The 24,308-nt window shown below is 64.9% G+C and carries 27 protein-coding genes, 2 tRNA genes and 1 pseudogene; 9 read left to right on the forward strand and 21 right to left on the reverse strand.

Going from position 1 to position 24,308, the window contains the following annotated elements:
• Positions 1–241: 241 nt before the first annotated feature.
• Positions 242–1,978, forward strand: coding sequence for a WD40 repeat domain-containing protein (locus F5972_RS06935; protein WP_150932201.1), 1,737 nt, complete (start codon positions 242–244; stop codon positions 1,976–1,978).
• Positions 1,979–1,999: 21 nt separating this feature from the next.
• Here F5972_RS06935 and F5972_RS06940 read toward each other — a convergent pair whose 3' ends face one another.
• The 4 genes from F5972_RS06940 to F5972_RS06955 all read right to left on the reverse strand — a co-directional run bounded on the left by F5972_RS06940 (position 2,000) and on the right by F5972_RS06955 (position 3,258).
• Positions 2,000–2,392 carry an AQJ64_40280 family protein gene (locus tag F5972_RS06940; protein ID WP_225311226.1) on the reverse strand — a complete coding sequence of 131 codons (393 nt, stop codon included), beginning with the start codon at positions 2,390–2,392 and terminating at the stop codon, positions 2,000–2,002.
• Between the two features lie 92 nt (positions 2,393–2,484).
• Positions 2,485–2,569, reverse strand: a tRNA-OTHER gene (locus F5972_RS06945).
• A gap of 95 nt (positions 2,570–2,664) precedes the next feature.
• Positions 2,665–2,913, reverse strand: coding sequence for a hypothetical protein (locus tag F5972_RS06950; protein WP_150932203.1), 249 nt, complete (start codon positions 2,911–2,913; stop codon positions 2,665–2,667).
• Positions 2,914–3,258, reverse strand: a complete 345-nt coding sequence (locus F5972_RS06955) for a DUF6247 family protein (RefSeq protein ID WP_150932205.1) — start codon at positions 3,256–3,258, stop codon at positions 2,914–2,916.
• A gap of 1,455 nt (positions 3,259–4,713) precedes the next feature.
• Here F5972_RS06955 and F5972_RS06965 point away from each other — a divergent pair.
• A complete protein-coding gene (locus tag F5972_RS06965; RefSeq protein ID WP_150932207.1) occupies positions 4,714–5,427 on the forward strand; it encodes an EcsC family protein in 714 nt (237 codons plus the stop codon).
• Between the two features lie 82 nt (positions 5,428–5,509).
• On the opposite strand, the gene F5972_RS06970 is transcribed toward F5972_RS06965, so the two are convergent.
• The 3 genes from F5972_RS06970 to F5972_RS06985 form a co-directional block, all read right to left on the reverse strand.
• On the reverse strand, positions 5,510–5,743 hold the full coding sequence (locus F5972_RS06970; RefSeq protein ID WP_150932209.1) for a hypothetical protein: 234 nt from the start codon (positions 5,741–5,743) through the stop codon (positions 5,510–5,512).
• 788 nt (positions 5,744–6,531) lie between these two features.
• Positions 6,532–6,873 carry a helix-turn-helix domain-containing protein gene (locus F5972_RS06980; RefSeq protein ID WP_150932211.1) on the reverse strand — a complete coding sequence of 114 codons (342 nt, stop codon included), beginning with the start codon at positions 6,871–6,873 and terminating at the stop codon, positions 6,532–6,534.
• 991 nt (positions 6,874–7,864) lie between these two features.
• Positions 7,865–8,059, reverse strand: coding sequence for a hypothetical protein (locus tag F5972_RS06985; protein WP_150932213.1), 195 nt, complete (start codon positions 8,057–8,059; stop codon positions 7,865–7,867).
• Between the two features lie 104 nt (positions 8,060–8,163).
• Here F5972_RS06985 and F5972_RS06990 point away from each other — a divergent pair, with 104 nt between their 5' ends.
• Together F5972_RS06990 and F5972_RS06995 are read left to right on the forward strand one after the other, a co-directional pair.
• Complete coding sequence (locus tag F5972_RS06990) at positions 8,164–8,631, forward strand: hypothetical protein (protein WP_150932216.1); 468 nt, start codon at positions 8,164–8,166, stop codon at positions 8,629–8,631.
• A 166-nt stretch (positions 8,632–8,797) separates the two neighbouring features.
• A complete protein-coding gene (locus F5972_RS06995) occupies positions 8,798–9,967 on the forward strand; it encodes a helix-turn-helix domain-containing protein (RefSeq protein ID WP_150932218.1) in 1,170 nt (389 codons plus the stop codon).
• A 1,025-nt stretch (positions 9,968–10,992) separates the two neighbouring features.
• Here F5972_RS06995 and F5972_RS36975 read toward each other — a convergent pair.
• Positions 10,993–11,457, reverse strand: a complete 465-nt coding sequence (locus F5972_RS36975) for a toll/interleukin-1 receptor domain-containing protein (RefSeq protein WP_191909976.1) — start codon at positions 11,455–11,457, stop codon at positions 10,993–10,995.
• Positions 11,458–12,127: 670 nt separating this feature from the next.
• Entirely contained in the window at positions 12,128–12,316 is a 189-nt protein-coding gene (locus F5972_RS39265) for a toll/interleukin-1 receptor domain-containing protein (protein WP_150932222.1), read from the reverse strand.
• A 245-nt stretch (positions 12,317–12,561) separates the two neighbouring features.
• On the opposite strand from F5972_RS39265, the gene F5972_RS07010 reads away from it, so the two are divergent.
• Positions 12,562–13,047 carry a DUF4231 domain-containing protein gene (locus F5972_RS07010; protein ID WP_225311227.1) on the forward strand — a complete coding sequence of 162 codons (486 nt, stop codon included), beginning with the start codon at positions 12,562–12,564 and terminating at the stop codon, positions 13,045–13,047.
• A 136-nt stretch (positions 13,048–13,183) separates the two neighbouring features.
• On the opposite strand, the gene F5972_RS37860 is transcribed toward F5972_RS07010, so the two are convergent.
• From F5972_RS37860 to F5972_RS07035, 5 genes are all read right to left on the reverse strand, one after another.
• Positions 13,184–14,131, reverse strand: coding sequence for a hypothetical protein (locus F5972_RS37860; protein WP_225311228.1), 948 nt, complete (start codon positions 14,129–14,131; stop codon positions 13,184–13,186).
• 19 nt (positions 14,132–14,150) lie between these two features.
• Positions 14,151–14,696: a hypothetical protein gene (locus F5972_RS07020; RefSeq protein WP_150932224.1), complete on the reverse strand. Its 546-nt coding sequence runs from the start codon at positions 14,694–14,696 to the stop codon at positions 14,151–14,153.
• Between the two features lie 471 nt (positions 14,697–15,167).
• Positions 15,168–15,758, reverse strand: a complete 591-nt coding sequence (locus F5972_RS07025; RefSeq protein ID WP_150932226.1) for an IS630 family transposase — start codon at positions 15,756–15,758, stop codon at positions 15,168–15,170.
• Complete coding sequence (locus F5972_RS07030; protein WP_449843636.1) at positions 15,701–16,180, reverse strand: winged helix-turn-helix domain-containing protein; 480 nt, start codon at positions 16,178–16,180, stop codon at positions 15,701–15,703. Before F5972_RS07030 ends, F5972_RS07025 begins: the two co-directional genes overlap by 58 nt.
• A 307-nt stretch (positions 16,181–16,487) precedes the next feature.
• Positions 16,488–17,357, reverse strand: coding sequence for a GntR family transcriptional regulator (locus F5972_RS07035; RefSeq protein ID WP_150932231.1), 870 nt, complete (start codon positions 17,355–17,357; stop codon positions 16,488–16,490).
• A gap of 138 nt (positions 17,358–17,495) precedes the next feature.
• Between F5972_RS07035 and F5972_RS37865 the strand changes: the two are divergent.
• The 4 genes and pseudogenes from F5972_RS37865 to F5972_RS07055 all read left to right on the forward strand — a co-directional run.
• Positions 17,496–18,230, forward strand: a pseudogene (locus tag F5972_RS37865) (replication initiator); the annotation flags it as partial.
• A 131-nt stretch (positions 18,231–18,361) separates the two neighbouring features.
• The gene (locus tag F5972_RS07045) at positions 18,362–19,681 is read left to right on the forward strand and encodes a replication initiator (RefSeq protein WP_191909978.1); all 1,320 of its coding nucleotides are present in this window, start codon (positions 18,362–18,364) and stop codon (positions 19,679–19,681) included.
• Positions 19,678–19,884 carry a helix-turn-helix domain-containing protein gene (locus F5972_RS07050; RefSeq protein WP_147942865.1) on the forward strand — a complete coding sequence of 69 codons (207 nt, stop codon included), beginning with the start codon at positions 19,678–19,680 and terminating at the stop codon, positions 19,882–19,884. The genes F5972_RS07045 and F5972_RS07050 overlap by 4 nt, the downstream gene beginning before the upstream one ends.
• Positions 19,881–21,038: a tyrosine-type recombinase/integrase gene (locus F5972_RS07055; protein ID WP_150932233.1), complete on the forward strand. Its 1,158-nt coding sequence runs from the start codon at positions 19,881–19,883 to the stop codon at positions 21,036–21,038. Before F5972_RS07050 ends, F5972_RS07055 begins: the two co-directional genes overlap by 4 nt.
• Positions 21,039–21,097: 59 nt before the next feature.
• On the opposite strand, the gene F5972_RS07060 is transcribed toward F5972_RS07055, so the two are convergent.
• The 7 genes from F5972_RS07060 to F5972_RS07090 all read right to left on the reverse strand — a co-directional run bounded on the left by F5972_RS07060 (position 21,098) and on the right by F5972_RS07090 (position 24,279).
• Positions 21,098–21,169: transfer RNA gene (locus tag F5972_RS07060), tRNA-Val, on the reverse strand.
• A gap of 15 nt (positions 21,170–21,184) precedes the next feature.
• Positions 21,185–22,156 (reverse strand): ROK family protein, encoded by a 972-nt coding sequence (locus F5972_RS07065; RefSeq protein ID WP_225311230.1) that lies wholly within the window; start codon positions 22,154–22,156, stop codon positions 21,185–21,187.
• On the reverse strand, positions 22,153–22,497 hold the full coding sequence (locus F5972_RS07070; protein ID WP_150932235.1) for a hypothetical protein: 345 nt from the start codon (positions 22,495–22,497) through the stop codon (positions 22,153–22,155). The genes F5972_RS07065 and F5972_RS07070 overlap by 4 nt, the downstream gene beginning before the upstream one ends.
• A 72-nt stretch (positions 22,498–22,569) precedes the next feature.
• Entirely contained in the window at positions 22,570–23,025 is a 456-nt protein-coding gene (locus F5972_RS07075; RefSeq protein WP_150932237.1) for a peroxiredoxin, read from the reverse strand.
• A gap of 72 nt (positions 23,026–23,097) precedes the next feature.
• Positions 23,098–23,526, reverse strand: a complete 429-nt coding sequence (locus F5972_RS07080) for a DUF3052 domain-containing protein (RefSeq protein ID WP_150932239.1) — start codon at positions 23,524–23,526, stop codon at positions 23,098–23,100.
• A gap of 141 nt (positions 23,527–23,667) precedes the next feature.
• Entirely contained in the window at positions 23,668–24,075 is a 408-nt protein-coding gene (locus tag F5972_RS07085; RefSeq protein ID WP_150932241.1) for a YjbQ family protein, read from the reverse strand.
• A 9-nt stretch (positions 24,076–24,084) separates the two neighbouring features.
• Positions 24,085–24,279, reverse strand: coding sequence for a DUF1918 domain-containing protein (locus tag F5972_RS07090; protein ID WP_150932243.1), 195 nt, complete (start codon positions 24,277–24,279; stop codon positions 24,085–24,087).
• Positions 24,280–24,308 lie beyond the last annotated feature (29 nt).

Below are 24,308 nucleotides of genomic sequence, written 5' to 3' on the forward strand. Positions count from 1 at the left end.
ACAGTGATCGTCGAATCATCCGTCCCTGGGGGAGCTGTTGAGGGTGAGTGTGGTTCGCAGACCTTTGTCGCTGCTCCTTTGCCTGCTGCTGGCCGGACCCGCGCTCCGTGCGTCGGCGGCTGGGCCGCCGAAATGGCCGTACGCCTCGAAACCGTGCGAGGAGACGGCCAAGACGCCTGTTCCCCGCTCGTTCGGGCCTCCGGTGACCCTCGGAGGTGACGGGCACACCAATGTGACGGGTGTGGCCACGGGCCTGCTGGGATCGCGTCCCGTCGCGGTCAGCGCCGGAGAGGAGGGCACTCTGCGTGTCTGGGACCTTCCCACCCTCGCCCCGATCGGAGAGCCGCTCAGGGTCGGTGGACCCATCAGGGCGATCACTACGAGTCTGTTTCCGGGGCACCCGCTCACGCTGTTCGTCAAGGCGGGCCACTCAGAGAAGACGATCACCGCAGGGCGGTTTCAGGGGCGACCGCTGACAGTGACCAGTGGCGATGCCAAAGGTGCCGTGATCGGCCGCTTGCACGGTCGCCCCGTGAAGGTCACCGCCGACGACGAGCTCCACGTGGTCGATGCGGCGACCGGGCGGGAGATCGGGCCGCGGATCCTGCTGGGAGAGGACAACGGAGTTGACGCGCTCGAACTCGTCACTCTGCGCGGCAGGCTCACCGCGGTGGTCAACGACGATGGCGGCGACGAGAACGAACCGGGACCGGATCCCCTCCGTTTCTTCGACCTCGCCAGCGGGAGACAACTCGCGGGAATCGACGGTGATTTCACCACCGTGCGAAAGGCAACGGTGAACGGGAAGACCGTCCTTCTGACCGTGAACCGGCCCGCGGGCAGCGTCTCCATTTGGGACCCCGTCTCGCGCGAGCAGATCGGGCTCCTGCCCGGCAATCCACCGGCCCCCAGTGCTCTGGGCGGCGAATCCTACGGATTTTCGCGGCCGGCCTTCATCGAGGTCTCACTGGCCGTGGGGGAACTGGACGGCCGGCCGATCGCGGTGACCGGAGGCGGTGACAACACCGTCCGGCTCTGGGACCTCGGCACCGCGAGGCAGCTCGCCGCGACCGTCCCGTCCGGTCACACCGACGAGATTCTGGCGATCGCGGCCAGCGAGTCGAACGGACGCCCGGTGGCGATCACTCAAGGTTGGGATGACCGGAGGATCCAATGGGATCTCGCCACGGGGCGGAGAATCTCCGCTCTGCCCCCTGACACCTACGGCTCCCTCGACGACATCCCGGCCGAGCGTCTGCGTGACCGCACTGTCGTCGCGGACCGAACGGGAGGCGGACGATTCCGGGATCTCGTCGCCTCCAGCCTGGAGGAGGCTCTCCCCGCCAGGGACGAAAGGACGGTGCCGTGGGTCACCCAGGCCGGTGATCGCACTGTGCTGTTCGGCAGGAGCGGAGCCAGGGCATGGATAAAAGACCCGGTCACGGATGCGGAAATCGGAGCCCCGGTGAAGATCGGTGCCACTACTCCACTACAGCTCACCACTCTGGCCGAAATCGACGGCAGGCCGGTTCTCCTCGTCAGCCTGAACGGAACGACCCGCATTCTGGATTTCCAGAGCGGCCGCCGCATCGGCGAGGTGAGCGGGGTCAGCTCCAGCGAATCCCCGATCGCGGTGGCCCGCGTACGCTGTACGACCGGTGTCCTCACCAGACGCAGCGGTCGCGTCTATTTCTGGGATCTGCGGACCGGTCGCAAACTCACGCCCGCTCTCCGAGGGCACGGCACGCGCGTTCTCCACATCCTGACCGGACGGCTCGGCGACATCCCGATCGCGGTGACCGCCGCCCTGGGCGGCGAAATCCGTGTGTGGAACCTGCTCGACGGACGGCAGATCGGCGATCCCCTCATAGCTCACAATCGGTTTATCGTCATGGCACTCGGCTACGTGAACGGGCACACCATCGTGCTTGCCGGCGGCAAGGCCGAGAAGGTCTTGATGTGGGATCTCGGTGGGTAGGCATGCGACCGATGAACGCCGTTACGCTCCCTCGCCCAAGGCGTTCGCGCGAGCGGTCTCCGCCTTCTCACCCACCAGGTAATGCACGTTCGTGCCCGGCAGAGTGGGCAGTTCCGCCCAGTGGGTGATCGGATCGTCAAATTCCAGCGTTTCGTCACAGTCCCGGCCGTAGGGCAGGCGGACGACACCGTCAGAGTCGACGAAGCAGTCGCGGTATTCACGCCCGTCCTCAGCGAAGTGACGGGTGGTGAAGTACATCGGCCTCACCAGCCAGAATTCCTGCCCGGCGTCCGGATCGCGCTCGTCGGTATCGTCGGACGCGAAACGACCCGTGATCGCGGCGGCCACGGGCATCCCGTCCCCCGGCAGTCTCTGCCGCGAGTCCACCCACTCCACCTCCGCGCGCATGTCCATCCCGCCTCCGATCTTCTGTCAGATACGGCCAGTTTCGCATTCCCGCATCTTCCCGATGTTCCTCGACTCAGGAGCGCGTTGGCGACACGGCTTGGTGGGCGGTACTGGGTTCGAACCAGTGGCCCCTCGCTGGTAGGTCAGCCCGGGAACGGGCGGGACCAGCGCCTATACCCGCCCTGACCTTGGCGTACGGTCCACCGTTGTCCACCGCCGTCCAGGCTCGTCCACGGCGATGGTCACCCAGCGCGCCGCGCCTGCCGGCAAGCTAGAAACTAGATCCACTGCACGCGAACGATATACACCTCACGTTGGGGCTCCATGACGAGATAGGTCACCAGCCCACGCTCTCCAAACGGCATGACCCGCATGTTGCCGTCGGGCTTGCTCGGCGATTGCGGTCCACCCGCCCAGGGCTCCAGCTCAACCAGGTCCAGTACCCCGGCCAGATACCGCAAGGCATACTCGGGAAGGGCCGCGATCTGTTCTTGAGCGACGGGATCGGGCTCGACGATCGAGTACACCTACCGCTCGACCCCGCGCTCCGCCAGCAGCTGGCGCCATGTCTTATCGCCTCGAGGGATCGACTGGCCGGCGTCAGCCAGTTCCTGGACGCGGGCGGCCCGCTCGTAGACGTCTCTGCGGCCCTGCTGATCTTTGGCCGAGTCGCACGCGATCAGCCACCAGGTGTGGATGAACTCGCTCAACCGACCGAGGTCCAAGCTGGCGCGGACCTCGGCCAGGACAACGTCAAGACCTGCATCGAACCCATCTCGGTCCTGTGGCACGACCAACGCTCTACGGATGGCACGCAGGTTCTTCTCCGGCAGGGGACCTTCGGGGGTGAACTCCTGCGGTTGCGCGCTCATGCCGTCAGTGTACGTACGGGCACTCGATGCGGCCCAGGCAAACACAGGACTTGGGAAGGTGCTTTGGCCCGCGGGCCGACGCGGCTACAGGACGTGACTCACCGACCACTAGGGCGGCACGAGCAGCGGCCACTGCCTGGCGGAGATCAAGATGAGAACCAGCGCCATAGGGGCTGTGTCAGCATCCCATCTCGGAGCGCAGGATCTCATGCCGCTCGGCAAGGTCCGGCTCCGTCTCGAACGACGTGAAGAACGGGAAATCGCGCGGCCCGGCTCTAAAACCCTGGTTCATCGATGAACTACGTCGCATCGTCAGCTTGGAACGACTCCCGGGCTCCACTAGAGAATGGATCGAGGGAATCACCACACCAGGGGCAGCGCTCCCGCACCTCCCGGCAGGACCGAATCTCGACCTACCGCTGGAGGCTGAACTCCGGCTCGCCAAGTACACAGCCGCACACACCCGTCATGAGATACCGACAGATTCCTCCGCCGTCACAGTTCTCGCCCACCCACCCTCTGGACAGGACTCCCCGAATCGGCGTTGGCGGCTGCGCACTTTCGAGATCGACGATGTGAGCCGGTTCCGGCTCCGGGCCGATGCCTTCGATGGCCCACGCGGAATACGGACAGACAGGGAGACAGCCAGCGTGGAGTCCTTGACCCTCGGCCGCGACTCCCTCGTTGTTCAGGGGAAAAAAGCGCGGCCTTGACGCGCCAGCCGGCTCAGACGCTCTCGCACCCTCCTCGCCATGTCCCGAGGGGCAGGATTTGAGATCACGCGACGCTCGATCGGACCGTCCTAGCAGGGATTCGTGGCCACGATAGGCGAACGCATCCGAAGCGTCCGGAAGCTGTCAACGGACTCTCGATAGTGGTTCTGCTCTCGGTTCTCTTCCCTCACCTGGCCGGTTTGCAGATCGACGGTGTGTGCCGGTCGGGGACGTCCCAGGCCACCATCGCCCTGCCGCCGCCATCCCCGCCTACCGTCCGCCAGGTCACCAGCTTGTTCCTCCGCCACCCCGCCACCCCGCCACCCCGCCACCCTCGAGAGAGATGAGCTTCGCTCAGATGATGTGCGGCTGACCGGTGACGGCCTGGAGCAGGGGATGAAGCTGGTTCAGGCCGACGACCAGCCGGACCTGCACTCCTTCGTCACAGGACTACGGCGCGACTACGACGCTGCCAAGGCCGGCCTGACCCTGCCCCACAGCTCAGGCCAGTCGAAGGCCACGTCAACCGCATCAAGATGCTCATGCGGCAGATATACGGCCGAGCCAACCCCAACCTCCTGCGCAAACGCATCCTCCTCGCCGACTGCGACGGGTCAACGCACGAAATCAGTGCCAGAGCCTAATTTCTTTTGGAGTTGCTGTGTCAACCCGCGTGCTGTATTGAGCGTCTTGAGTCACGCTAAACATTCCCAGCACCCCCCGGATCCTCAGGCGGAAGTAGATGAGCGAGCAGCAGCCCGACCCGTTGTCCGATGCTGAGGCTACGACCGATTCCACGCGACTCGAGCGCCTCGGCAGCAAGGCCAAGGAGGCCATCGACAAGATCCTCAACGTCGGCGTCGACGGCGGGGGTCCCTGGAAGGGATCCATCCAGGTCGCGGAGGAGCACCTCACGAAGCACGGCGACGTCGAGAAGGCCATCCAGCGCCTTATCGCGACGCACGTTCGCATCACCTCCAGCACCGGCTTCCTGACCGGCCTCGGCGGGCTGATCACCCTGCCCGTCACGATGCCCGCCGACCTCACGGCGCTGTGGCTCACTCAGGCGCGCCTATCCGGCGCGATCGCGCACCTGCGCGGATACGACCTCCGCTCCGAAGAGGTGCGCTCCGTCGTTCTCATCTCGCTGATCGGGCCCTCAGCGGCCGAGGCTCTGTCGCAGGCGGGCGTCCAGATCGGCACGAAGTCCGCCATCAGCGCCATCAAGCAGGTCCCCGGCCGCGTTCTCATCCAGATCAACAAGACAGTCGGCTTCCGGCTGATCACCAAGGCCGGCACCAAGGGCATCGTGAACCTGACCAAACTCGCACCCGTCGTAGGCGGGGCGATCGGCGCTGGCATCAACTTCACCAGCACCCGCGCGGTCGGCGCTTGGGCGAAGAAGAACTTCCCGGCCACGAACGACGGTAGCCGCAAGCACACCCACTGCTCCTGACAGCACGCAAAAACGTGCATGAGCCAGGGATCGGGACGCGAGTCCCCCCGACGGGACATCACCGGTTCGGGTGTTGACGCCTTCAGTCCGACCGTTGTGATTTGGCAAGGTGATGGCGGCGTTCAACAGCTTCACGGTCGAGTTCGAGGCCTTTGGCGAAACCGTGCAGGTGGGGCAGGTAAGCGGCCAGGGCATCAGAGAGCCAGGCGGCAAGCTTGGCGCCGTTACCCGCGGCCGGGGACAGGAGCTCAGGGAAGAAACGGATCAGGCGGGCCAGCGCGGCCAGCTCAGGACACGCACCCACGAGTTCCTGCAACAACGTGGTGTCGCGGCCTCGCGCGGCCTGCCGGGGCGGGTGAGCAGAAGCCGAGCCAGGCGGCGTGGTGCGACGACGGGCCGATCGCCGCGGCCCGGCCCTGAGCGATGTAGCGTTAGAGCAGGCCCGTTGGTGTACGGTCCCAGCTCTGGCCGCGCTCGGTGAGCACGTCCGCGTCTCCGCCCAGATGATGGTCCGACTCACCGGCGACGGCCCGGAGCGGTGGATGAAGCGAGTTCAGGCCGATGACCTGTCGGAACTGCACTCCTTCGTCAGGGCTACGGCGCGACTACGACGCCGCTAGAGTCGGCGTGGCCCTGCCCCACAGCTCAGGCAAGTCGAAGGCCACGTCAACCGCATCAAGATGCTCAAGCGGCAGATGTACGGCCGAGCCAACCCCAACCTCCTGCGCAAACGCATCCTCCTCGCCGACTGAGACGGGTCAACGCACGAAATCAGTACCAGAGCCAGTTTTCAGGATCCGCCGACAGGGGCGCCGGGGCCTGACGCAACAGGGCCTCGCCGACCTTGCCGGCGTGTCCGCCTCGCTTCTAAGCTCAAGCACGTGCTCAGCCGCGGCATCCTTATCGAGACCGAGCCTGGCTTGTTCACCCAGCCGCACCTGGCGACAGCGGCCAAGTTGCGACAGCTCCGGGAGCTGGGGGCTGGCGACCGGGTATTCGGTGAGGGCTGCGGCGAGATCGTCGGCACCTGCGGGTTCCTCGTCGCGGGTGAGGGGCTGGGCTACTACGGCACTGAACAGGGCGGCCCCCGCGAGACCGACGAAGTCACGACGTCGCGCTTCGGTCTCGTCCTCTCCGTGTCGGACGAGATCTACGGTAGGCGGCGGACCTGCTGGGGCGGGGTTCCTGCCGTGGGATGGCTGCGGCAGCCGGGTCGCGGGGAGCGAGGCCGAGAGCCATGCGGGCCTGGTCGGGCCTGTGCAGGCCGTCGGCGATGCGCTCGAACACCTCCAGGGCGGTGACCTGCTGGCTTCCGCTCATGATGGCGCTGATCTTGCCCTGGCTGTAGCCGGTCAGGCTGCCGATGGCAGTCTGGCTCAAGCCGCCATACTGGCGGACGAAGCGGAAGACTGCGCCGATGTCTCGGGACTTGAGCGCGGCGAGCATGTCAGGGGGTGCCATAGCGAGGCGGGGACCGTACGGCTCGGCGATGCATGGCGGCATCCGCGTGCTTTCCCTTCGCACCGGGGCGGCTACGGAAAGACGTGCACGAGGGGTACCGGCTGGCGCTGGTATCGGTCTGGGTCGAGCTGGTCGTCTGGACCGACGGCAACTGATTCCGCTGGCGCTCGGGTCGTCGACCAGCGGGCGGCCCGTTTACGCCTTCGCCCCGGCCTTCAGGGCCTACCGACCGAGGCAAGTGGGCACTGGACAACATCGATTGCGTTCGCTAATGGCACGTTAATGGCACGAGCCCCGTTTTCCCTGATGGGAGACGAGGCTCTTCTCGCAGGTGGGCGGTACTGGGTTCGAACCAGTGACCCCTCGCTTGTAAGTCAACCCAGGAAGGGGCGGGACCAGCACCGGGACCCGCCCTGACCTGGGCGTACGGTCCGTCGTCGTCCACTCCGGTCCAGGCTCGTCCACGGCGATTGTCACCCAGATAGTCACTCAGCAGTGCCGCTCTGCCTCGGAGAGAGGTCTTACGGGAGTCGCCACACAGGCAGACATCTCCCCCTGGAGTATCTACTGGCTATCGTCGAGACCATCCCTTAGCAGGGAGGGCAGGTGGACGAAACTCGACCCCGCTAGCCAGATAACCGACCCAGGATCATAGGCGACGGCAGGGGCGATCCGCTCACCTGCGGGAGTCGCTTATGCAGGTGTTGTGCAGGCGCGAGAAGATGCCGGGAACTAATCGACGATGCCACCATCCGTGTCCAGCTTCTAGCACACTGTCATACCTAAAGAGAGACAATACACTACCCTTCCAGCCAGAGCCCATACCACCTTTAGGTGCGACCTCGACAAGTCAGCTAGAGCCATTCACAATCAGTAAGACGACCTCTCGACTACAGAGGGAATTCACCCGGACATATGTTGAGAGTTACCACCCTTAAGGAGAACATTCGAAGTGACCTTATTCAAAAGAGCAAATTCAGAACTCGACAGGCGTCCAATCGCCGACGCCATAAGTAAAAGGTATCCCCATCTGACCAGGAGCCAGACAGAGCAGTTCGCTGACGAAATTATTAAGCAAATCGCCACAGCAATACGGACCGGAAAGAATCTGGCATTCATTGAGATGGTCGACGAGGACATAAAGATCGATGTCATCTCCCTGGTGGATCACGTTGTAAGCAACGCTATCACCAGATAGACGGGGAGGATGCTTTGGAGATCAGACACCCTCCCGAACAGAAACTACTCCGCTCTCTTGACGATAATACGCATATCATGAAGGAGAGCGTCCGCCTCAGCCCTAACCAAGAAGGGGCCTACTCGAACGGCGACAGCAGGGGCGCGAGAGCTATCCAGCGACTAGCGCTCGAGAGCGAGCACGAAAAGCTTATTAAGTTCCGCGATCGCAACTTCATGTTCGCACACATCGCACTTTTCACCGGCCTAGCCTGTGCAATAACTGGAGTTGTTTTAGTAGCAACCCAAACGAAGGATCTACAGGCCGGTTTAAGCGTTGGAGCGACGAGCGCGACTGCCTCCGGCGTCATGCTCTATCTAAGAGCCACATTCATGAAGACTGTAGACAAAACGCTTGACCATATCCAGAAGATGAGAGAGGCGGACAACAGGCGAGCATATCAAGACTCTCTTTGGGAAACTACTCAGCTCGCCATAGAGCGTGGCAGCCCTGGTTATACAACCGTCGTCAAGGTCCTATTTTCAAATCAGTCTAACGAGGTCTAAAGGGACTGCGATGCCTCAGGCCCCTCAGATCGCTCACCTAAGATACTCGCGACCGCAATTCCATGCGTCACGCTTACGAACGAGCGCAACCCCCTGGGTGTGGGACTCGGCGATCCGGGTTTCGCGATCATGCTGCGACTCATCTCTCCTTCTCTAGCATGGATTCATGGCCGCACTAGGCGAACGTATCCGCAGCGTCCGGAAGCGCCGAGGTCTGACTCAGCAGGGCCTCGCCGACCTTGCCGGCGTGTCCGCATCGCTCATCCGGAAGCTTGAGCGGGACGCCCGGAGAGACGTTCGGCTGGAAACACTGCGCAAGATCGCGGTGGCCCTCAAGGTGCCCACGACCTCGCTGATCGCTCAGCACGATGCCGAGCCAGCGCACGACAAGACACTCGACCTGTGGGCGCCGGTACGGCGGGCGCTTTACGGCCTTGATGGTCCGGTCTCAGAGGCGCCGACCCGAGAAGGATTGGGCTCCGCTCTAGGAGCGTCGATGCCACTGTGGAAGCAGGACCGCTATTCGCAGATCGCAGCCATGCTGCCGGTGATGCTTCGGGACGCCGATGCCCTGGTAGAGACGGACCTGTCGGCACGCCACGTACGAGGCAGGCTGCTGCACCTTGTCGGCTGGCTGATGACCCAGACACGACAGTTCGACGAAGCCGAGTTCGCGCTGTCTCGGGCCATGGACGACATGAACGATCCCCTCGATGCGGCGGCGACGGTCAGCACCCATTGCTGGCTTCTCCTACGTCAGGGACGGCTCGACGAAGCCCGCCAGATGGCAATGCGCTGGGCCGACGACGTGGAGCCGCGCATTTCCCGTGCCACGCCACATCAGTTGTCCGCCTGGGGCTGGCTGCTGCTTCGCTCCTCAGCAGCCGCCATTCGCGACAACCGACCCGACGAGGCCGACGACACAATCCGCCTTGCGCGGACCGCGGCCGTAGCGATGGGACGCGACCTGACGCCGAACGAGGACTTTCTACGCACCTTTGGCCCGATCACTGTGGCGATGAAGCGCGTGGAGAACGCGATGATTGAGGATCGGCCGGACAAGGTCCTCCAGCTCTCGCAGACGATCCCAGTTACGGACCTGCGGCCCACCTCCAACAACCGGAACCGCCATCTCCTCGACGTGGCCGAGGCGCACCGCCGGATGCAGCGGCACAGCGAAGCCTTCGACGTCCTGCAAGGCATCCGGCGTGATGCCCCGGAGTGGATGACCAACCAGCGATACGCCCGAGACATCCTCAGGGGAATTATCGGCAGGCGGCGTACGCTCACTGACGAAATGCGCGAACTCGCAGACTTTGTACTGCTTGATTACTAAGTTGTGACACCGCTCGTGTCACTTCCATTTACAGGCATCAGGATGTGACACGAAATCGCACTTCCAAGCTGTTGTGCCTGCCCATAGCGTTACAGCATGCATCCGGCCATGACGGGATTCCGTCCCGTTGACACAAGAAGGAAAACGCTCACAACGCCATCACGAGCCGCTGAACGATTATGTGATGAATTGGCGGCCCTTGGGATCCGGACTGATGTCCACGAGGGATATGGGCTCGCCTTAGTCTCGGTGTGGGTCGAGCTGGTCGTATGGACGGATGGCCGGTGCTATCGCTGGTGGTCGGGGCGTAAATCCCCACGGTCTCAGCGATGGGTCTATGCGTTCGGTCCAGTCGAGGACCCAGTTACCACCGCTCGCCGAATCGCCGTCCGATACAAGGATCTCCGCCAACATCATCCGCTGTCCGCCCTGCTGACGAACAGCGCACCATGATCACCTCTGACGACTGTCTGGCTCCGCATGTCCCTTTGGCTCAGCGAGGGCACATCAGGCTGGCTTGGCATGAACCGTTCTACAGGTTTGGCCGCGCCCGCGTTCTGGCTTGGACGTGCGACTGCCGGGCGACGATCTACGAGCTATGCCAGGCCGGCGGCCAAGCGTTCATTCGCAGCACTCTCCAGTCTGAGCCCAAGCATGAAATTAAGGAGACCCACCGCTGGCCCCTCAGCGCAGCGCGTGACGTGTGGACTACCCTGCTCTGTGGCGGGGCCCAGTAGACCCAATTTGGACGTGCGTAGGCGCTTGGGGGATCGGAACTGACCTCCTGTTTACAGGGGAAGGGCAGTCCACGATCTCGGCCAGTCCCGTCCGCTGGATCTTCCCAAGCTGGTTGTCCGCCACCCCATAGGCGGCGATGGCCACCTTTCAGCCGAACTCGTGGAGCCCCATCACGTCAGGTATACAGCGAACGAGATACGGCATGCACTTCCGATAGGGGCGCCACAATTTCTCGAGCGGCTCGGACTCGGCTGCGGGAAATCATACCTACATATCCCGGGAGTTCCTCAGCTAAGAATGTTGAGCACCGCCTTGACCAACCGATTGGCACCCCGCTCCCAACTGTCATCGAAGAGGTCTAGCCATTGGAGCGAGCCTAGTGTTCGTCCAGGACCTATCTCATAGTGAGGTAGCTCGCAGTCATCGAAGCGAACGGGGATCAGCCAGCTTTCTCCAGGCCGACGGAGACGCATTTCATCGACTGCAAGGTTCAGCTCTTCGTACTGGTATGATCTCTTCCGGCTCACGCCGCGCTTCGAGAAGCAAGCTATGAACGCCAGGCTATTCGCCTTGATTGCCTGACTGATCTCGATTTTCCAATCCCGTCCAGGCCAAAGATTATCTGTGTCCCGCCAGACCTTAATCCCTGCTGACTTCAAGGCGGCTTGCAAGCGATCAACGCGCTCCGCGTCTTCCCGTACGTAGGAGATGAAGGCGTGACCGGGAACTACGCCAGAGATCTGATCGCTCACAGGGTTCACCTTAGACGGTGCAGTGTCCCTCTCGCGAACTTGCTGCTGCGATCCAGCGACGCCAAGGCGAGTTAGTTCGAACCCCATGTCTTGCTCCGCCGCCATAGAAGGGTGGTGTTGCTGCGGCATCGCGTGGGCACTCGTTCCGCCAATCCTCACACGGGAGTCTAAACCCTGTTCTTGTCTAATAAGCTGAATGAGCTGCCTTGTAAGCAGGCTTGCAAGCTTCGCTTGATCCTTAGGATCTGCCCAAGAGGCGCCCCCTGGATCAATCTTTATAGGGAGTTGGACTCCAGCCTGTTGGGCTGCGATTGCGAAGCTGATAGCCCACTCTTTGTCAGCTAGGATAAGGCGACTAAAAGCGCTACGGACAGCGCTGGACGCGTATCGCTCGACAAGCATCTCGAGCTTGCGAACGTCAAGGGAGGACTGCTCCACCGCCTCCCCACGCATCGCGGCACTTCGGTCGTCATCCCACTGGAGCACGAACATGACTACCTCGTCATAAGCCTCACTCTGACGTGTATCACCTGTGCCGCGCATGTCATCAGAGTAGAGCAACAGACGAAGCAACCGGGAGAGGTCGGTCTAGGCTTTTAGGCTACCCCTGAGTGTGTGCGAGCGGGTTACCAGACGGGCAGCAGCCCCCTCGATTCCGGTCCGTTCATGATCACAAACGACCTCTGCCGATCGACAGGGAGCCACCTGGCTCAGCATTACAAAGTTCCTCAGTGTCCCGCCAGACCCTAATTCCTGCTGCCGCCAAGATGTCTTGCAGGCGATCAACGCGATCCTTGTCTTCTCGAATGTACGAGATGAATGCATGACCTGGCAGAGTTTCAGGAGACTGATTGCTCACCTCTCATAGTCTAGTAGAAGATCCTCTCTGGAGATCACCCTCGGCGTGAACTCTCTGGCCCGAGCCACAGCGGGCGCGGCGATGTTCGGTTCGGTCACACGCCATTCGATAGGCGGCGGCCCACTACTGACAATGAATGCCAGGCAGTTGACCGGCTTATCACTCTGAGTGATACCACATACACACTCGGCCAACCAGAGGTCATTGCAATCCACGGATGGCATGCATGAGAGGAGTGTTGCATCATGGCGGAGACATCTTCAGCACACGGACGTGGGAACAAAGGGATGATCGCGACTCCATCTGATGAATCCGCCGGATACGCCTTGCAAGTAGCTGACGAATCCCATAAATGGTACGCGCGAGCCTCAATAAAGGCTAGGCGTTACTACCGATTGAGCGAGGTCATGCAACTTCTTATATCGGCAGCTATCCCACTAGCGGCCGCACTGATTCCGGGAAACGCCAGAATACCCGCAGTACTTGGAGCCACACTCGTAGTATCGACGGGATTAAAATCAATTTTCCATTGGCACGATGACTATCTGAGATTCAGTGCCGCACGCGAAGCGGTTGAGGCGGAGCGCCGTCTATACCTCACTGGGGGCGAGCCTTATGAGGATCCCGCCACAAAGGACCACTTACTAGCCAAGGCTGTTACAAGGATCGAGCGTCAAGAGATGGACGTCTGGACGAAGATTGCCAGAAAACCGCCTCAGTCGAAAAGGTGAGTCCCTTCCGATCATCGCCGTCGCACCCCAGATTCCCGCGCCCAATCCTGTGCGCCAACTACGGCAAGACGCGAGAGGCCCCACGCCAGCAGCGACGGTAGATCTGCCAGAGCCTCTCGCGCAGGGATTCCGCAGTTTACGTGGCTGATTCGAGCTTTCCGATCAGATGGGATAACTCTCTGTACCAAGCATGGCGTGCCCGCTGAGCTGGGGCGGGAGGGTTGCCGAGGGCGACCACGAGGTCGGTGATGTTGTAGCTAATCCGAAAGCACAGCACTTCCGCTGTCAGGTTCATCCACTGATCGGTCTGGGCCGCCGGCGGATGACCCAGCGCGGTGGTTAACCACACAGGCATCAGCGCCCGTTGATTGATTGCGACGGCGATACGCTGACGCATCAAGCTGTGTAACTTAGCGTAGGCAGCATCTCCGGTCATAATCGCCGGACCATGCGTAGAACGGCGGGCATCATCGGCCTCGAGGTCGCTCTGAGCTTCCTCATACTGCGGTCGTAGTCGGCCTAGCTGCTCAGCCAGTGTGCTAATTTCCCGCAGCACCGTTCGAAAGCCAGTCGCTGCCTTGGTGTGTGCCGCCTCACCTGCATTAGTTTGGATAAGAATCTTGCTGTACTCGATCGCCTGGTCGAGATGGCCTTGATATTCGCCGTACAGACGCTGGTAGTGCTTGATGCGGTAATCCATGGTGGTTCGCGCAGTATCCGTGAGTAGGGCCGCCTGGGCATCGCGCCCCTTAGCAATCCGGGCCGCCAGCATGCTGATGTTCTTGTCCACAAGATCCAGGTCCGCAGGCTCGGCCCCGCTGACTGCCTGGACGCTGTGCTCCAGTGATGCGACGCGGTCAACCAACCGCCGCAGGGCTGTTCTGACCTTGGTTAGTTCAGAGGAGAGCTCAGAGAACTCCTCACGTGCCTCGCGTAGGTCGTACTCAAGGCTCTCCATCTGCTGGTGCTCAATCACATTGGCGCGCCGTTCCAGCTCTTCATGTGCGTCGCGCAACTCGTCGATGCTCCAGCGCATCTGGTTGAGCTCGTCCTTGACCTCTTGGAACCCCTCCAGCTCCTGCATGGGCGTCTCCCTCCCCAAATCAGGCTTCATCGCTGGTTACGGGCCCCGCGGGCATCCCCGCGGTCAGATAGGCGGTGGAGGTCACTGAAATCAAGGCGATCACTGCGATGGACCACCACGCGCTGACCACTTCGGCGCTCAGCACCGCCGTAGCAGCCGCGGCCGCCATAAATGCCCACACAGTGAAGGTTCGCTGCTGTTGACCTTGGTACGGCCGGCCAGTCTCACTCAACGCCACGAAAGTCACCGCTGCCAGTAGCGGAATGATCAAAAGCAGCCAGCCGCGAGAGACCCAGCCGATCCCAGCCACCGCACCGAGCACCAGGAGGCCGCCTGCGGTCAGCACGCCGGTCCGCCGAATTACCCGCGCTGCTGCCATTCGCTTGCTCTCCTGGGCCTGCGCCACCAGCTGATCCTCATGCTGCAGCAGGGTTCGAGTGTCCTGCAGCACGACGGACGCGAGCGTCATGTACTCCTTACTTCCTGGCTGTGCTGCGTCAATCTTGGCGTGATGGTCGGCAAGCCGCTTCTTCAGATGCTCGACATCGTCCACCTCGTTAGGCACCTGCCCTCCATCCAGATTTGGCACGATCCAGGTGATCAATGGTGAAGAAAGTCATCGCGACTGTAACTCGGCCCTCCGACGAAATAGCCAGGGTTCAGGAGATTGGCGGGATTCCCTGGCGGCGCCGAAGGGTACGCGGAGCACCTGTCGACCCTGCGCGTTCGACAGTGGTCGAATTCGCCCTGGAGGCAGGCTTGCGCGGGCTGAGAAGATGGACTGTGGAATGGGCCCTCATTTCCTCTCGTCCACAAGCTTCACGATGGGGCAACGTGGCGACAAGTGTCCCAGGCGCAGAGATCTTTCTTCTATAGCCTGGACGCGAGTCGAGCGTTATGCCTCGCCACACGTACCCGGTGGCAAGGCCCGACGAAGGAGGGCCGCGGCAGCCGATCGCCCCAGCCAGAGCGATGAGGACCGAAGTGAGCGATCGTCACGGCCTTAGAGACGCTTAATGGCTGGGGTTACGGGGGTTTACGGGGGTCGGAAGTCCAGGCCGGTCTTGGTGAGGAAGCCGGTGACGAGGGCAGGGCGGTACTGCATCCGTTTGAGACGGTTCTTCACCAGGGCGATCAGCTGATCGACGGTGCGCATGGCGAGGTTGGCCAGGCTCTTCTTCATGTGCGCCCACACGGCCTCGACCGGGTTCAGCTCGGGGGCGTAGGCGGGCAGGTAGAACACCGTCAGCCACGGACGGGCGGCGATCAGGCGTCGCATCTCGGCGGAGGTGTGGGTGTTGTGGTTGTCCCACACCACCACAATCGGCCCGCCGAGCTGCTGGTGGGCGGCGTCGAACAGCGCGGCGTAGTCAGCCTCGGAGAACCCCCGGCGTTCGCCCTTGCGCCCCCGGTGAGTCCGGAGTCGGTAGATCAGCCGCGACCGCGCCTGTGGGGTGCCGGGCCGGGTGGCGATCAGGCCGGCGATCGACACGCGTCCGGTGCCCTTGACCGGCAGCAACACGATCGGTGTGTGCCCCTTGCGGCCCCAGGTGCGGCCTCTGGGGGACCTCAGGGTCTGGCCGGCCTCGTCCTCGAAGCACAGCCACGCGCCCTGCTGCGCCGCCACCCTTTTATGATCGGCCACTGCTCGTCCTTCCACGCGGCAATGGCCTTCTCGTCGCGTTCGGCGGCGCGGCGACAGGGGGCCTGCCAGCTCCAGCCCAGGCGGTGCAGCAGGTAACACACCCCGCCCACGGTGTAGCTCACCCGGAACAAGCGCCCGATCACCTCGGCGATCCGGGCCAGGGTCCAGCACTGGTCATCCCAGCCGTGCGCCGTCGGCCCTTCCTCCAGGGCCTGCTCCAGCCGGGCGAGCTGGGCGTCATCCAGCTTGCACACCGCCCCGCCGGCACCTTTGGAGACCAGGGCCTCGCGGCCGCCGGTCTCCAGCGTCCGCCGCCACCGGTTGGCCGACATCCGCGAGACCCGAAACTCCCCCGCGACCTGGGCATCACTCGCGCCGTCGGCAAACCGGTCGGCTGCTTGCATCCTCACCTGCTCGCGGCGTAATCGCTGCTCGGCGGTCAAGCCACCGCCATCGGGATACCTCATGCACCCCAGGTAGCACCGCGACGACCGGCTGCCAGCTCACGCCGAGGTCAGGCCATATAACCCTCACCATTGAAGGTCTCTAATTGGTGACTTCTACCGGCCTCTCTGGCGCGCGGGGCGGTGCGTGCCCGGACCGGCCGGAGAGCCGCAGCCGGGCACGCTTGCCGACCGGCGCGCCCGGCGGCCCGCGCAGCGGGCCGCCTTGAACCAGTAAAGAAACTCTGAGCCACCCAGACGGCAGGTTCTAGATCACGAGGTCGATGCCGTTGTCGCTGAGTTCCTGCGGAGTGAGGTCAGCGTCGGGGTCGTCGGCGAGTTCGGTGTGGTAGCCGATCTCGTAGCGGTTGGCGGGGGCCTTGACCTCGGTGACCTCAATCGGACGACCGTTGGCGTGGGCCATGGTGCGCCGGATGATCAGCAGCGCCTCGGCGTAGTCCAGCCCCAGCAGCGCCCGTTCATCCTCGTATGCGATGCGGGCCGTCGTCAGGGTCATCCAGCGGACCGGGCCGTGCTCGCTGATAAGCGACTGGTAGAAGAAGCCCGGACGCTTGCGGAACTGGTGGTACCGCTTCGGGTCGTCCCACTCAGGCAGCATGTCGGCGTTCGTGTAGGAGTTGATCTCCAGCCGGGCTGACGCGCCGTGGATGCGAGCGGTGTGGCCGCGGTGCCACATGCTGCGGCGATGAATCACCGGGTGTCCGGGCCGGACGCCGAGCAAGATGGCGACGTCTCGGTTCGCGCTGATCTTCTCGTCGGTGAACAGTGGAGCCTCGGGCTCGAAGTCCTTCATGGCCAGGTCCCAGCCGAACTCCTGCACGTCGGGATGGTTGCCGGGCGCGGCCAGGTCGGGCCGATTCCGGTCCGTGATGATGATGGCGCGCCGCTCGGGCATGGGACGCACGAACGAGCCACGCCCCCGCATGACGTAGGCCAAGCCCTCGGAGACCAGGGTGTCGATGGCCTTGCGGACCGTGGGACGAGAGACCTCGTACTTCCTGACCAGCTCCGGCTCGCTCGGCAGCGCACCGCCAGGCGGGTAACGGCCGTCGAGGATGGCGGCGCGTAGATCGGTGGCGATGACGCGCCAGCGTGGGTCCTTCTCCTCGGTCTCCATACGATCCCTTCCACTTCTCTCAAGACAACTTGTACTACAGGTTGACGAGCACCAGCAACGCACGTCAACATGTACTACAAGTAGTCCTACGGCAGGAGGGAGGTACCGATCATGAGCGCGAACGACGAACACGATTGGATGACCGACCTCGTTCGGGTCATCAACGCACCCGGCTATGACCGGTGGCGCTCGATGGTGGCCGCGACAGGCGGCTGTGCCCACCCCATCCACCTGGCCGGCGAGTCGGCCATCGTGGACGCGGGCACCGGCGAGGTCCTGCACAGCTACACGACAGCCGACGAGCCGGGCGGTCGCCTGCTCATCGCCTGCGGCAACCGGCGCGCCTCGGTGTGCCCGGCCTGCTCGGAGGTCTACCGGGCCGACACCTTCCACCTGATCCGCGCTGGCCTGTCGGGTGGTAAGGGCGTCCCGGAGACAGTCAGCTCCCATCCGCGGGCCTTCGTTACGCTGACCGCTCCGTCCTTCGGCCCGGTTCACTCCCACCGGGACGGACGTTCCTGCCGTCCCCGGAAGCGCGACAAGGTGTGCGAGCACGGGCGGCCGGTCGGATGCCATGCCCGGCACGAACCACGAGATGACCGGCTCGGACAGCCCATCTGCCCGGACTGCTACGACTACATCGGCGCCGTCCTCTGGCAGGCACACGCGGGCGCGCTTTGGCACCGCTTCACCCTGGCCATGCGGCAAGAGCTGGCCGCACAGATGGGAATGAGTCGCCGTGCGTTCGGCAAGGAGGTGCGCGTCTCGTTCGCCAAGGTTGCCGAGTATCAGCGGCGCGGCCTCGTCCACTTCCACTCAGTCATCCGCCTCGACGGCCCAGCAGGAGCCCCTGCGGCGATGAATCACCGGGTGTCCGGGCCGGACGCCGAGCAAGATGGCGGCAGATGGGCTGTCCGAGCCGGTCATCTCGTGGTTCGTGCCGCGTATGGCAGCCGACAGGCGGCTGTGCCCACCCCATCCACCTGGCCGGCGAATCGGCCATCGTGGACGCGGGCACCGGCGAGGTCCTGCACAGCTACACCACAGCCGACGAGCCGGGCGGTCGCCTGCTCATCGCCTGCGGCAACCGGCGCGCCTCGGTGTGCCCGGCCTGCTCGGAGGTCTACCGGGCCGACACCTTCCACCTGATCCGCGCTGGCCTGTCGGGTGGTAAGGGCGTCCCGGAGACAGTCAGCTCCCATCCGCGGGCCTTCGTTACGCTGACCGCTCCGTCCTTCGGCCCGGTTCACTCCCACCGGGACGGACGTTCCTGCCGTCCCCGGAAGCGCGACAAGGTGTGCGAGCACGGGCGGCCGGTCGGATGCCATGCCCGGCACGAACCACGAGATGACCGGCTCGGACAGCCCATCTGCCCGGACTGCTACGACTACATCGGCGCCGTCCTCTGGCAGGCACACGCGGGCGCGCTTTGGCACCGCTTCACTCTGGCCATGCGCCAAGAGTTGGCCGCACAGATGGGGGTGAGCCGCCGTGCCTTCGGCAAGGAGGTGCGCGTCTCCTTCGCCAAGGTCGCCGAGTATCAGCGGCGCGGCCTCGTCCACTTCCATTCAGTCATCCGCCTCGACGGCCCGGCAGGAGCCCACGAACCCCCTCCCCCATGGGCTGACCACGACCTACTTGTACGAACGGTCCCACCTGCGGTCGCCCGTGTCCGTCTCTCCTCACCCGAGAGCGACCTCGGACAGTGGGAGCTGACCTGGGGCGACCAGCTCGACATCCGACCCATCCTCCTCGACCCGAGAGCGGAAGGACTCAGCGAACGGGCGGTGGCCGGCTACATCGCCAAGTACGCCACCAAAGGTGCGGAAGCCTCCAGCACCGTCGATCATCGCGTGTCGTGCTCGGCCTGCGGCGGTCGTGGGCGGCTCACCCTGACCGCTACCTGCGGGCGCTGCCACGGCACCGGACTCAAACCCGGGCTCCATCTGGACGCGCTGCCGGTCACCGACCATGCCCGGCGCATAATCCGCACCTGCTGGGACCTCGGCGGACGCCCGGAGTTCGCCGCCCTGCGCCTGCGGCCATGGGCGCACATGCTCGGCTTCCGGGGCCACTTCTCCAGCAAGAGCCGCGCCTACTCCCTCAAGCTCGGCGACCTGCGCGGCGCTCGCGCCCAGCACCGTGCCGCCGAAGCACGCGAACGCCACGGGCTGCCCGCCCTCGGCGACGCGACCACACTCGTCCTCGGCCACTGGCGCCTGGCCGGGATCGGCCACACGCCCGGTGAGGCGATCATGGCCGAACACATCCGCCAGCGCGTCCAGACCGCCCGCGCCATCAGGGCAGAGCGCGAGGGCGAATGACCCCACCCCCATCTGCCGATCGGCGGCTCTACCGCATCCCTGACGCGATGCGCCTGCTCAGCCTCAGTCGTAGCGTCATCTACGAACTCATCCGCTCGGGGCGACTCCGCTCCGTCCGGCAGGGCCGTACCCGGCTCATCCCGGCCTCGGCCATCGACGACTACATCCGGCTACTGGAGAAGGAGGCAAGGAAGGCATCATGACCGCCCGACGCAGCAAAGGAGACGGCGGCCTGCACTGGGACGAACAGCGGCAACGTTGGATCGCCTCGGTGACCCTGGGCTACTCCCCTGCGGGGAAACGCATCGTGAAGAAGGCCAGCGGCAAGACCAAGACCGAAGCCAAGGCCAAGCTCAAAGAGATCATCCGCGACCACGAAGACGGTCTGGCCATCGCACCGACCAACTACACCGTGAGCGACGCCGTGACCTACTGGCTCGCTCATGGCCTGGGCGGCCGGTCCCCCAGCACGGTCCGGATGTACACCACGTTCGCGGAGACCCACGTCCTCCCGGCGCTCGGCGCGCGCAAGCTGCGTGACCTGTCCGTGGAGGACGTGGACTCCTGGCTGGCCAGCAAGAAAGGAGAACTCAGCACACGGTCGCTCAAGCTGATCCACGGCATCCTGAACCGTGCGGTCAAGAGCGCGATGCGCCGCGACAAGGTGAAACGGAACGTCGTCGATCTCTGCGAGATCCCCGAGGGGCGGGCGGGCCGCCCGTCCAAGGCGCTCACCCTGACACAGGCTCAGGCCATCCTCGACGAGACGGCTAAGGCCACGCCGCGCATGCGTGCGTACATCGTGCTCTCGCTGCTGATCGGCGCTCGGACCGAGGAGCTTCGCGCGCTCACCTGGTCACACGTCGTCGCGTACGACGAGGAGCGGCAGGCGTGGTCGCCCGTTGACGAGGCCGGCTGGGACCACGAGGAGTTCGCGATCCACGTCTGGCGCTCGGTCCGGCAGAAGGGCGACACCAAGACCGTCAAGTCCCGCCGATCCCTCAAGCTGCCCCGGCTCTGCGTCGACGCCCTTCACGCCCTGGCCGACAAGCAGACCTCCACTGAGTCCGATCTCGTCTTCCGCACCAAGAACGGAACGGCGCTCACCGCGCACAACGTACGACGCGACTTCCGCAAGATCCTCGAAAACGCCGATCTCCCCGGCAAGGACTGGTCCCCTCGGGAGATGCGGCACAGCTTCGTCTCGCTACTGTCCGACTCCGGCGTCCCCATCGAGGACATCTCACGCCTCGTCGGCCACCGGAACACCGTGGTCACCGAGACCGTCTACCGCAAGCAGATCCGCCCGGTGCTCATGCAGGGCGCGGAGAAGATGGACAGCCTCTTCGAGGCATAGTCACTCAGATAGTCACTCGGTCCGCGAAAACAAGATCGGCAACACGCCGTTTCACCAGGTGGGCGGTACTGGGTTCGAACCAGTGACCCCTCGCTTGTAAGGCGAGTGCTCTACCGCTGAGCTAACCGCCCGGACCGGTCTACACCTTACGACACGGACCCGCCTCTGAGCACATCGATAGGCCAGTCCGCTCCCGCGTCATGCTCTCCCGCCGCCTGCCAGCCCAGCAGGGCCGCGCCGAGCATGCCCGCCCGGGTCCCGAGGGCGGCCGTACGCAGGGGCGGGGGCTCCTGGAAGGTCAGCCGTCCCGCCAGCCGTTCCCTCAGGGGATCGAGCAACACTGCGCCGGCCTCCGACAGGCCGCCGCCGAGGACGATCAACGCGGGGTCGAGCAGCAGTACGTACGACGCGAGGGCGATGGCCAGGGCCTCGATCGCCTCGCCGAACACCTCGGCGGCCGCCGCGTCCCCCGCGACCGCGAGTTCCACCACCTCCTTGGCGGTGGCCGTGCGCCCCGAGCGGGCCGTGAAACGGCGGGCGAGGGCCGAGGCGGAGGCGTAGGTCTCCAGGCAGCCGGTCTGCCCGCAGGCGCACTTCTCCCCCGCGGGCCAGACGGGCGCGTGCCCGATCTCGCCGCCCCAGCCGTGCGCCCCGCCGTACGGATCGCCGCGCAGCACGACCGCGCCGGCGATGCCGGTGCCGATGGGCAGGAACAGGAAGTCGGCGACGCCGCGCCCCGCGCCGAACACGCTCTCGGCCAGGCCGCCCGTACGGACGTCGTGGCCGAGGCGCACGGGGACGCCGGAGGGCACGAACGCCTCGGCCGGCACGTCCCGCCAGCCGATGTTGGCCGAGTAGACGGCGGTGGCGGAGGTGACGATGCCGGGGACGGCGAGCCCGACCCCGGCGGGGGGATTCGCGTACCGCGACCGCCCGAGTGAGGCGATCTCGCCGACGTAGGCGCGCACCGCCTCGACCACCGCCTCAGGGCCGTTCTCCCGGCCCGTGGGACGACCGGCGAGGACCGTGACCTCGCCGGCCCGGGTGACGAGCCCGCCCTTCATCGAGGTGCCGCCCACGTCGAGCGCGACCACGTACGGCACGGGCGGACGCGTCACGGGCGCCCGAGCACGCGGCTGAGCGCGGCCTCCACCTCCGCCGCCAGGCCGGACGAGCCCGAAGGCCCGGCGGACGCCGGCGAGCCGGAGGAGCCGGCCGCGACGAGCGGCTCACCCGCGCGGGCGAGCCGTATCTCTCCGCAGGAGCGGCACTCGATCTCCCCCAGGCGGCAGATCAACGCGATCGAGCCGCACGAGGCGCACGTGTCGAGGTCGAGGTCGTGCACACGCTGGCAGTCCGGGCAGACGAGCACCTGCGCCTCTCGGCGTACGGCGCGCTTCCAGGGGCTGGCGCCGCGTACGGGGTCGATCTGCCGGGCCCCGCACCTGTAGCAGGGCATCGTGGCCTCCAATGGGGCGAGTGGGGGGACGAAACCGTATATGTCAATGCCCGGAGTCAGGCGATGAAACGATCAGACTGCCGCGAGCGCCTTGCGATACTCGTCGAGGTCGCGTGCGGAGCCGATCGGGTTGACGACCTTCCAGCGCACGACGCCCTCGGCGTCGATGACGAACGTGCCCCTGAGGGCGAGCCCCCTGTCCTCATCGAGGACACCGTACGCCCGTGCGACCTCACCATGGGGCCAGAAATCCGACAACAGAGGAAACGTGAAGTTTTCCTGGTCGGCCCAGGCACGCTGGCTGAACATCGAGTCGACCGAGACCGCCAGCACCTGGACGTCCGCGGGCAGTGAGCCGGCGAACTCGTCGCGGATCGCCGCGAGCTCGCCGTGGCAGACGGGGCTGAACGACAGGGGGTAGAAGACGAGCACCACTCGCCTGCCCCGCAGGTCGGAGAGCCGCACGGGGACACCGTGCTGGTCCTTCAGCGCGAACTCCGGAGCCCGCTGCCCGACCTCAACCGTCATGAGCAGTCCCTCCCAGGTGTCCGCCCATCAGCCTGCCGTACGGCATCCCCGGGCCGTACGGCAGGGCGACGCTCAGCGGCGGGCCTTCGGGGCGACGAGCCTCGTGCCCGACCAGTCCCTCGCGGCGCTCACGCTGCTCGTCTGGGAAAGCCCGGCGGTCGCCGCGTCCTCACCGATGTCGCTGGGCTCCACGTGGCCGTCGCGCCCCGCCTTCGGGGTGAGCAGCCAGATCTGGCCGCCGTCGGCGAGTGCCGTCATCGCGTCGCTCAGGGCGTCGAAGAGATCTCCGTCCCCGTCACGCCACCACAGCAGCACGACGTCGACGACGTCTTCGTAGTCCTCGTCCACCAGCTCGTTGCCGGTCAGGTTCTCGATGGACTGGCGCAGCGCCTCGTCGCAGTCCTCGTCCCAACCGACCTCCTGCACCACCTGACCGGCTTTGAGGCCGAGTCTTTCGGCCAGGCCGCGCTCGCCTTGCGCCTGACCCGCGGTCGCGCTCACGTTCATCCCTCCTGCTTGGGGTGACCCCGCCCATGTCTGCGGTTGTCGCGGCTCATTGAGAGCCATGCTTCGGCACAGTCCACACGCTGCGACCGGTCGTCGTCAACGGTCGCCACGACGGGTGACCCGCACCGTTATCTCTTAATCGGTCAAAAACGACAAACGGACCCGCCTGTCGGGGTTGTCGACGTTGAGGTCGACCAGGGCGACCGACTGCCAGGTCCCCAGCGCGAGACGGCCCCCCAGGACGGGAACCGTGGCGTACGGCGGAATGAGTGCGGGCATGACATGCGACCTTCCATGCCCCCGGGAGCCGTGGGCATGCCGCCACCGGTCGTCCGAGGGGAGCAGGTCGCCGAGAGCGGCCAGCAGGTCCTCGTCGCTGCCGGAGCCGAGCTCCAGCAGCGCCACGCCCGCGGTCGCGTGCGGGACGAAGACGTGCAGCAGCCCGTCTCCCCCGCAGTCGCGGGCGAAGTCCGCGCACTCCCGGGTGATGTCGTGTACGCGCTCCCACGCGCCGGTCCGCACCTCGATCACCGTCGATTTCACACCGTGATATTACGATCCGCGCTGAGCTGCGACGACGACGGCGTCCGGCCCGGGGAAGACGAGCGCCTCGTGCCCGTCCTCGAACCGCACCAGGAACGGCGGGCCGCCCTCGGGACCGCGGACCTCGATGATCTCACCGTGCTTCTCGTGCTCGCCCACGACGGCGCTGTGCACCACGAGCCGGTCCCCTACCGCTGCGTGCATCTCACTCCTCCCCCTCTTCCAGAGCCTGG

The organism is Microbispora cellulosiformans (assembly GCF_008728085.1).
Classification (GTDB): domain Bacteria; phylum Actinomycetota; class Actinomycetes; order Streptosporangiales; family Streptosporangiaceae; genus Microbispora; species Microbispora amethystogenes.

Excerpts from the sequence above, each read along its gene's own strand:
- F5972_RS06965 (WP_150932207.1), top strand. The coding sequence starts at position 4,714 with ATGAGCGAGCAGCAGCCCGACCCGTTGTCCGATGCTGAGGCTACGACC.
- F5972_RS37860 (WP_225311228.1), bottom strand. The coding sequence starts at position 14,131 with ATGCAGGAGCTGGAGGGGTTCCAAGAGGTCAAGGACGAGCTCAACCAG.
- F5972_RS06940 (WP_225311226.1), bottom strand. The coding sequence starts at position 2,392 with ATGGACATGCGCGCGGAGGTGGAGTGGGTGGACTCGCGGCAGAGACTG.
- F5972_RS07050 (WP_147942865.1), top strand. The coding sequence starts at position 19,678 with ATGACCCCACCCCCATCTGCCGATCGGCGGCTCTACCGCATCCCTGAC.
- F5972_RS07075 (WP_150932237.1), bottom strand. The coding sequence starts at position 23,025 with ATGACGGTTGAGGTCGGGCAGCGGGCTCCGGAGTTCGCGCTGAAGGAC.
- F5972_RS06980 (WP_150932211.1), bottom strand. The coding sequence starts at position 6,873 with ATGCTCGCCGCGCTCAAGTCCCGAGACATCGGCGCAGTCTTCCGCTTC.
- F5972_RS07035 (WP_150932231.1), bottom strand. The coding sequence starts at position 17,357 with ATGGAGACCGAGGAGAAGGACCCACGCTGGCGCGTCATCGCCACCGAT.
- F5972_RS07055 (WP_150932233.1), top strand. The coding sequence starts at position 19,881 with ATGACCGCCCGACGCAGCAAAGGAGACGGCGGCCTGCACTGGGACGAA.
- F5972_RS07030 (WP_449843636.1), bottom strand. The coding sequence starts at position 16,180 with ATGCAAGCAGCCGACCGGTTTGCCGACGGCGCGAGTGATGCCCAGGTC.
- F5972_RS06990 (WP_150932216.1), top strand. The coding sequence starts at position 8,164 with ATGAAGGAGAGCGTCCGCCTCAGCCCTAACCAAGAAGGGGCCTACTCG.
- F5972_RS07070 (WP_150932235.1), bottom strand. The coding sequence starts at position 22,497 with ATGCCCTGCTACAGGTGCGGGGCCCGGCAGATCGACCCCGTACGCGGC.
- F5972_RS06955 (WP_150932205.1), bottom strand. The coding sequence starts at position 3,258 with ATGAGCGCGCAACCGCAGGAGTTCACCCCCGAAGGTCCCCTGCCGGAG.
- F5972_RS07010 (WP_225311227.1), top strand. The coding sequence starts at position 12,562 with ATGGCGGAGACATCTTCAGCACACGGACGTGGGAACAAAGGGATGATC.
- F5972_RS06995 (WP_150932218.1), top strand. The coding sequence starts at position 8,798 with ATGGCCGCACTAGGCGAACGTATCCGCAGCGTCCGGAAGCGCCGAGGT.
- F5972_RS07090 (WP_150932243.1), bottom strand. The coding sequence starts at position 24,279 with ATGCACGCAGCGGTAGGGGACCGGCTCGTGGTGCACAGCGCCGTCGTG.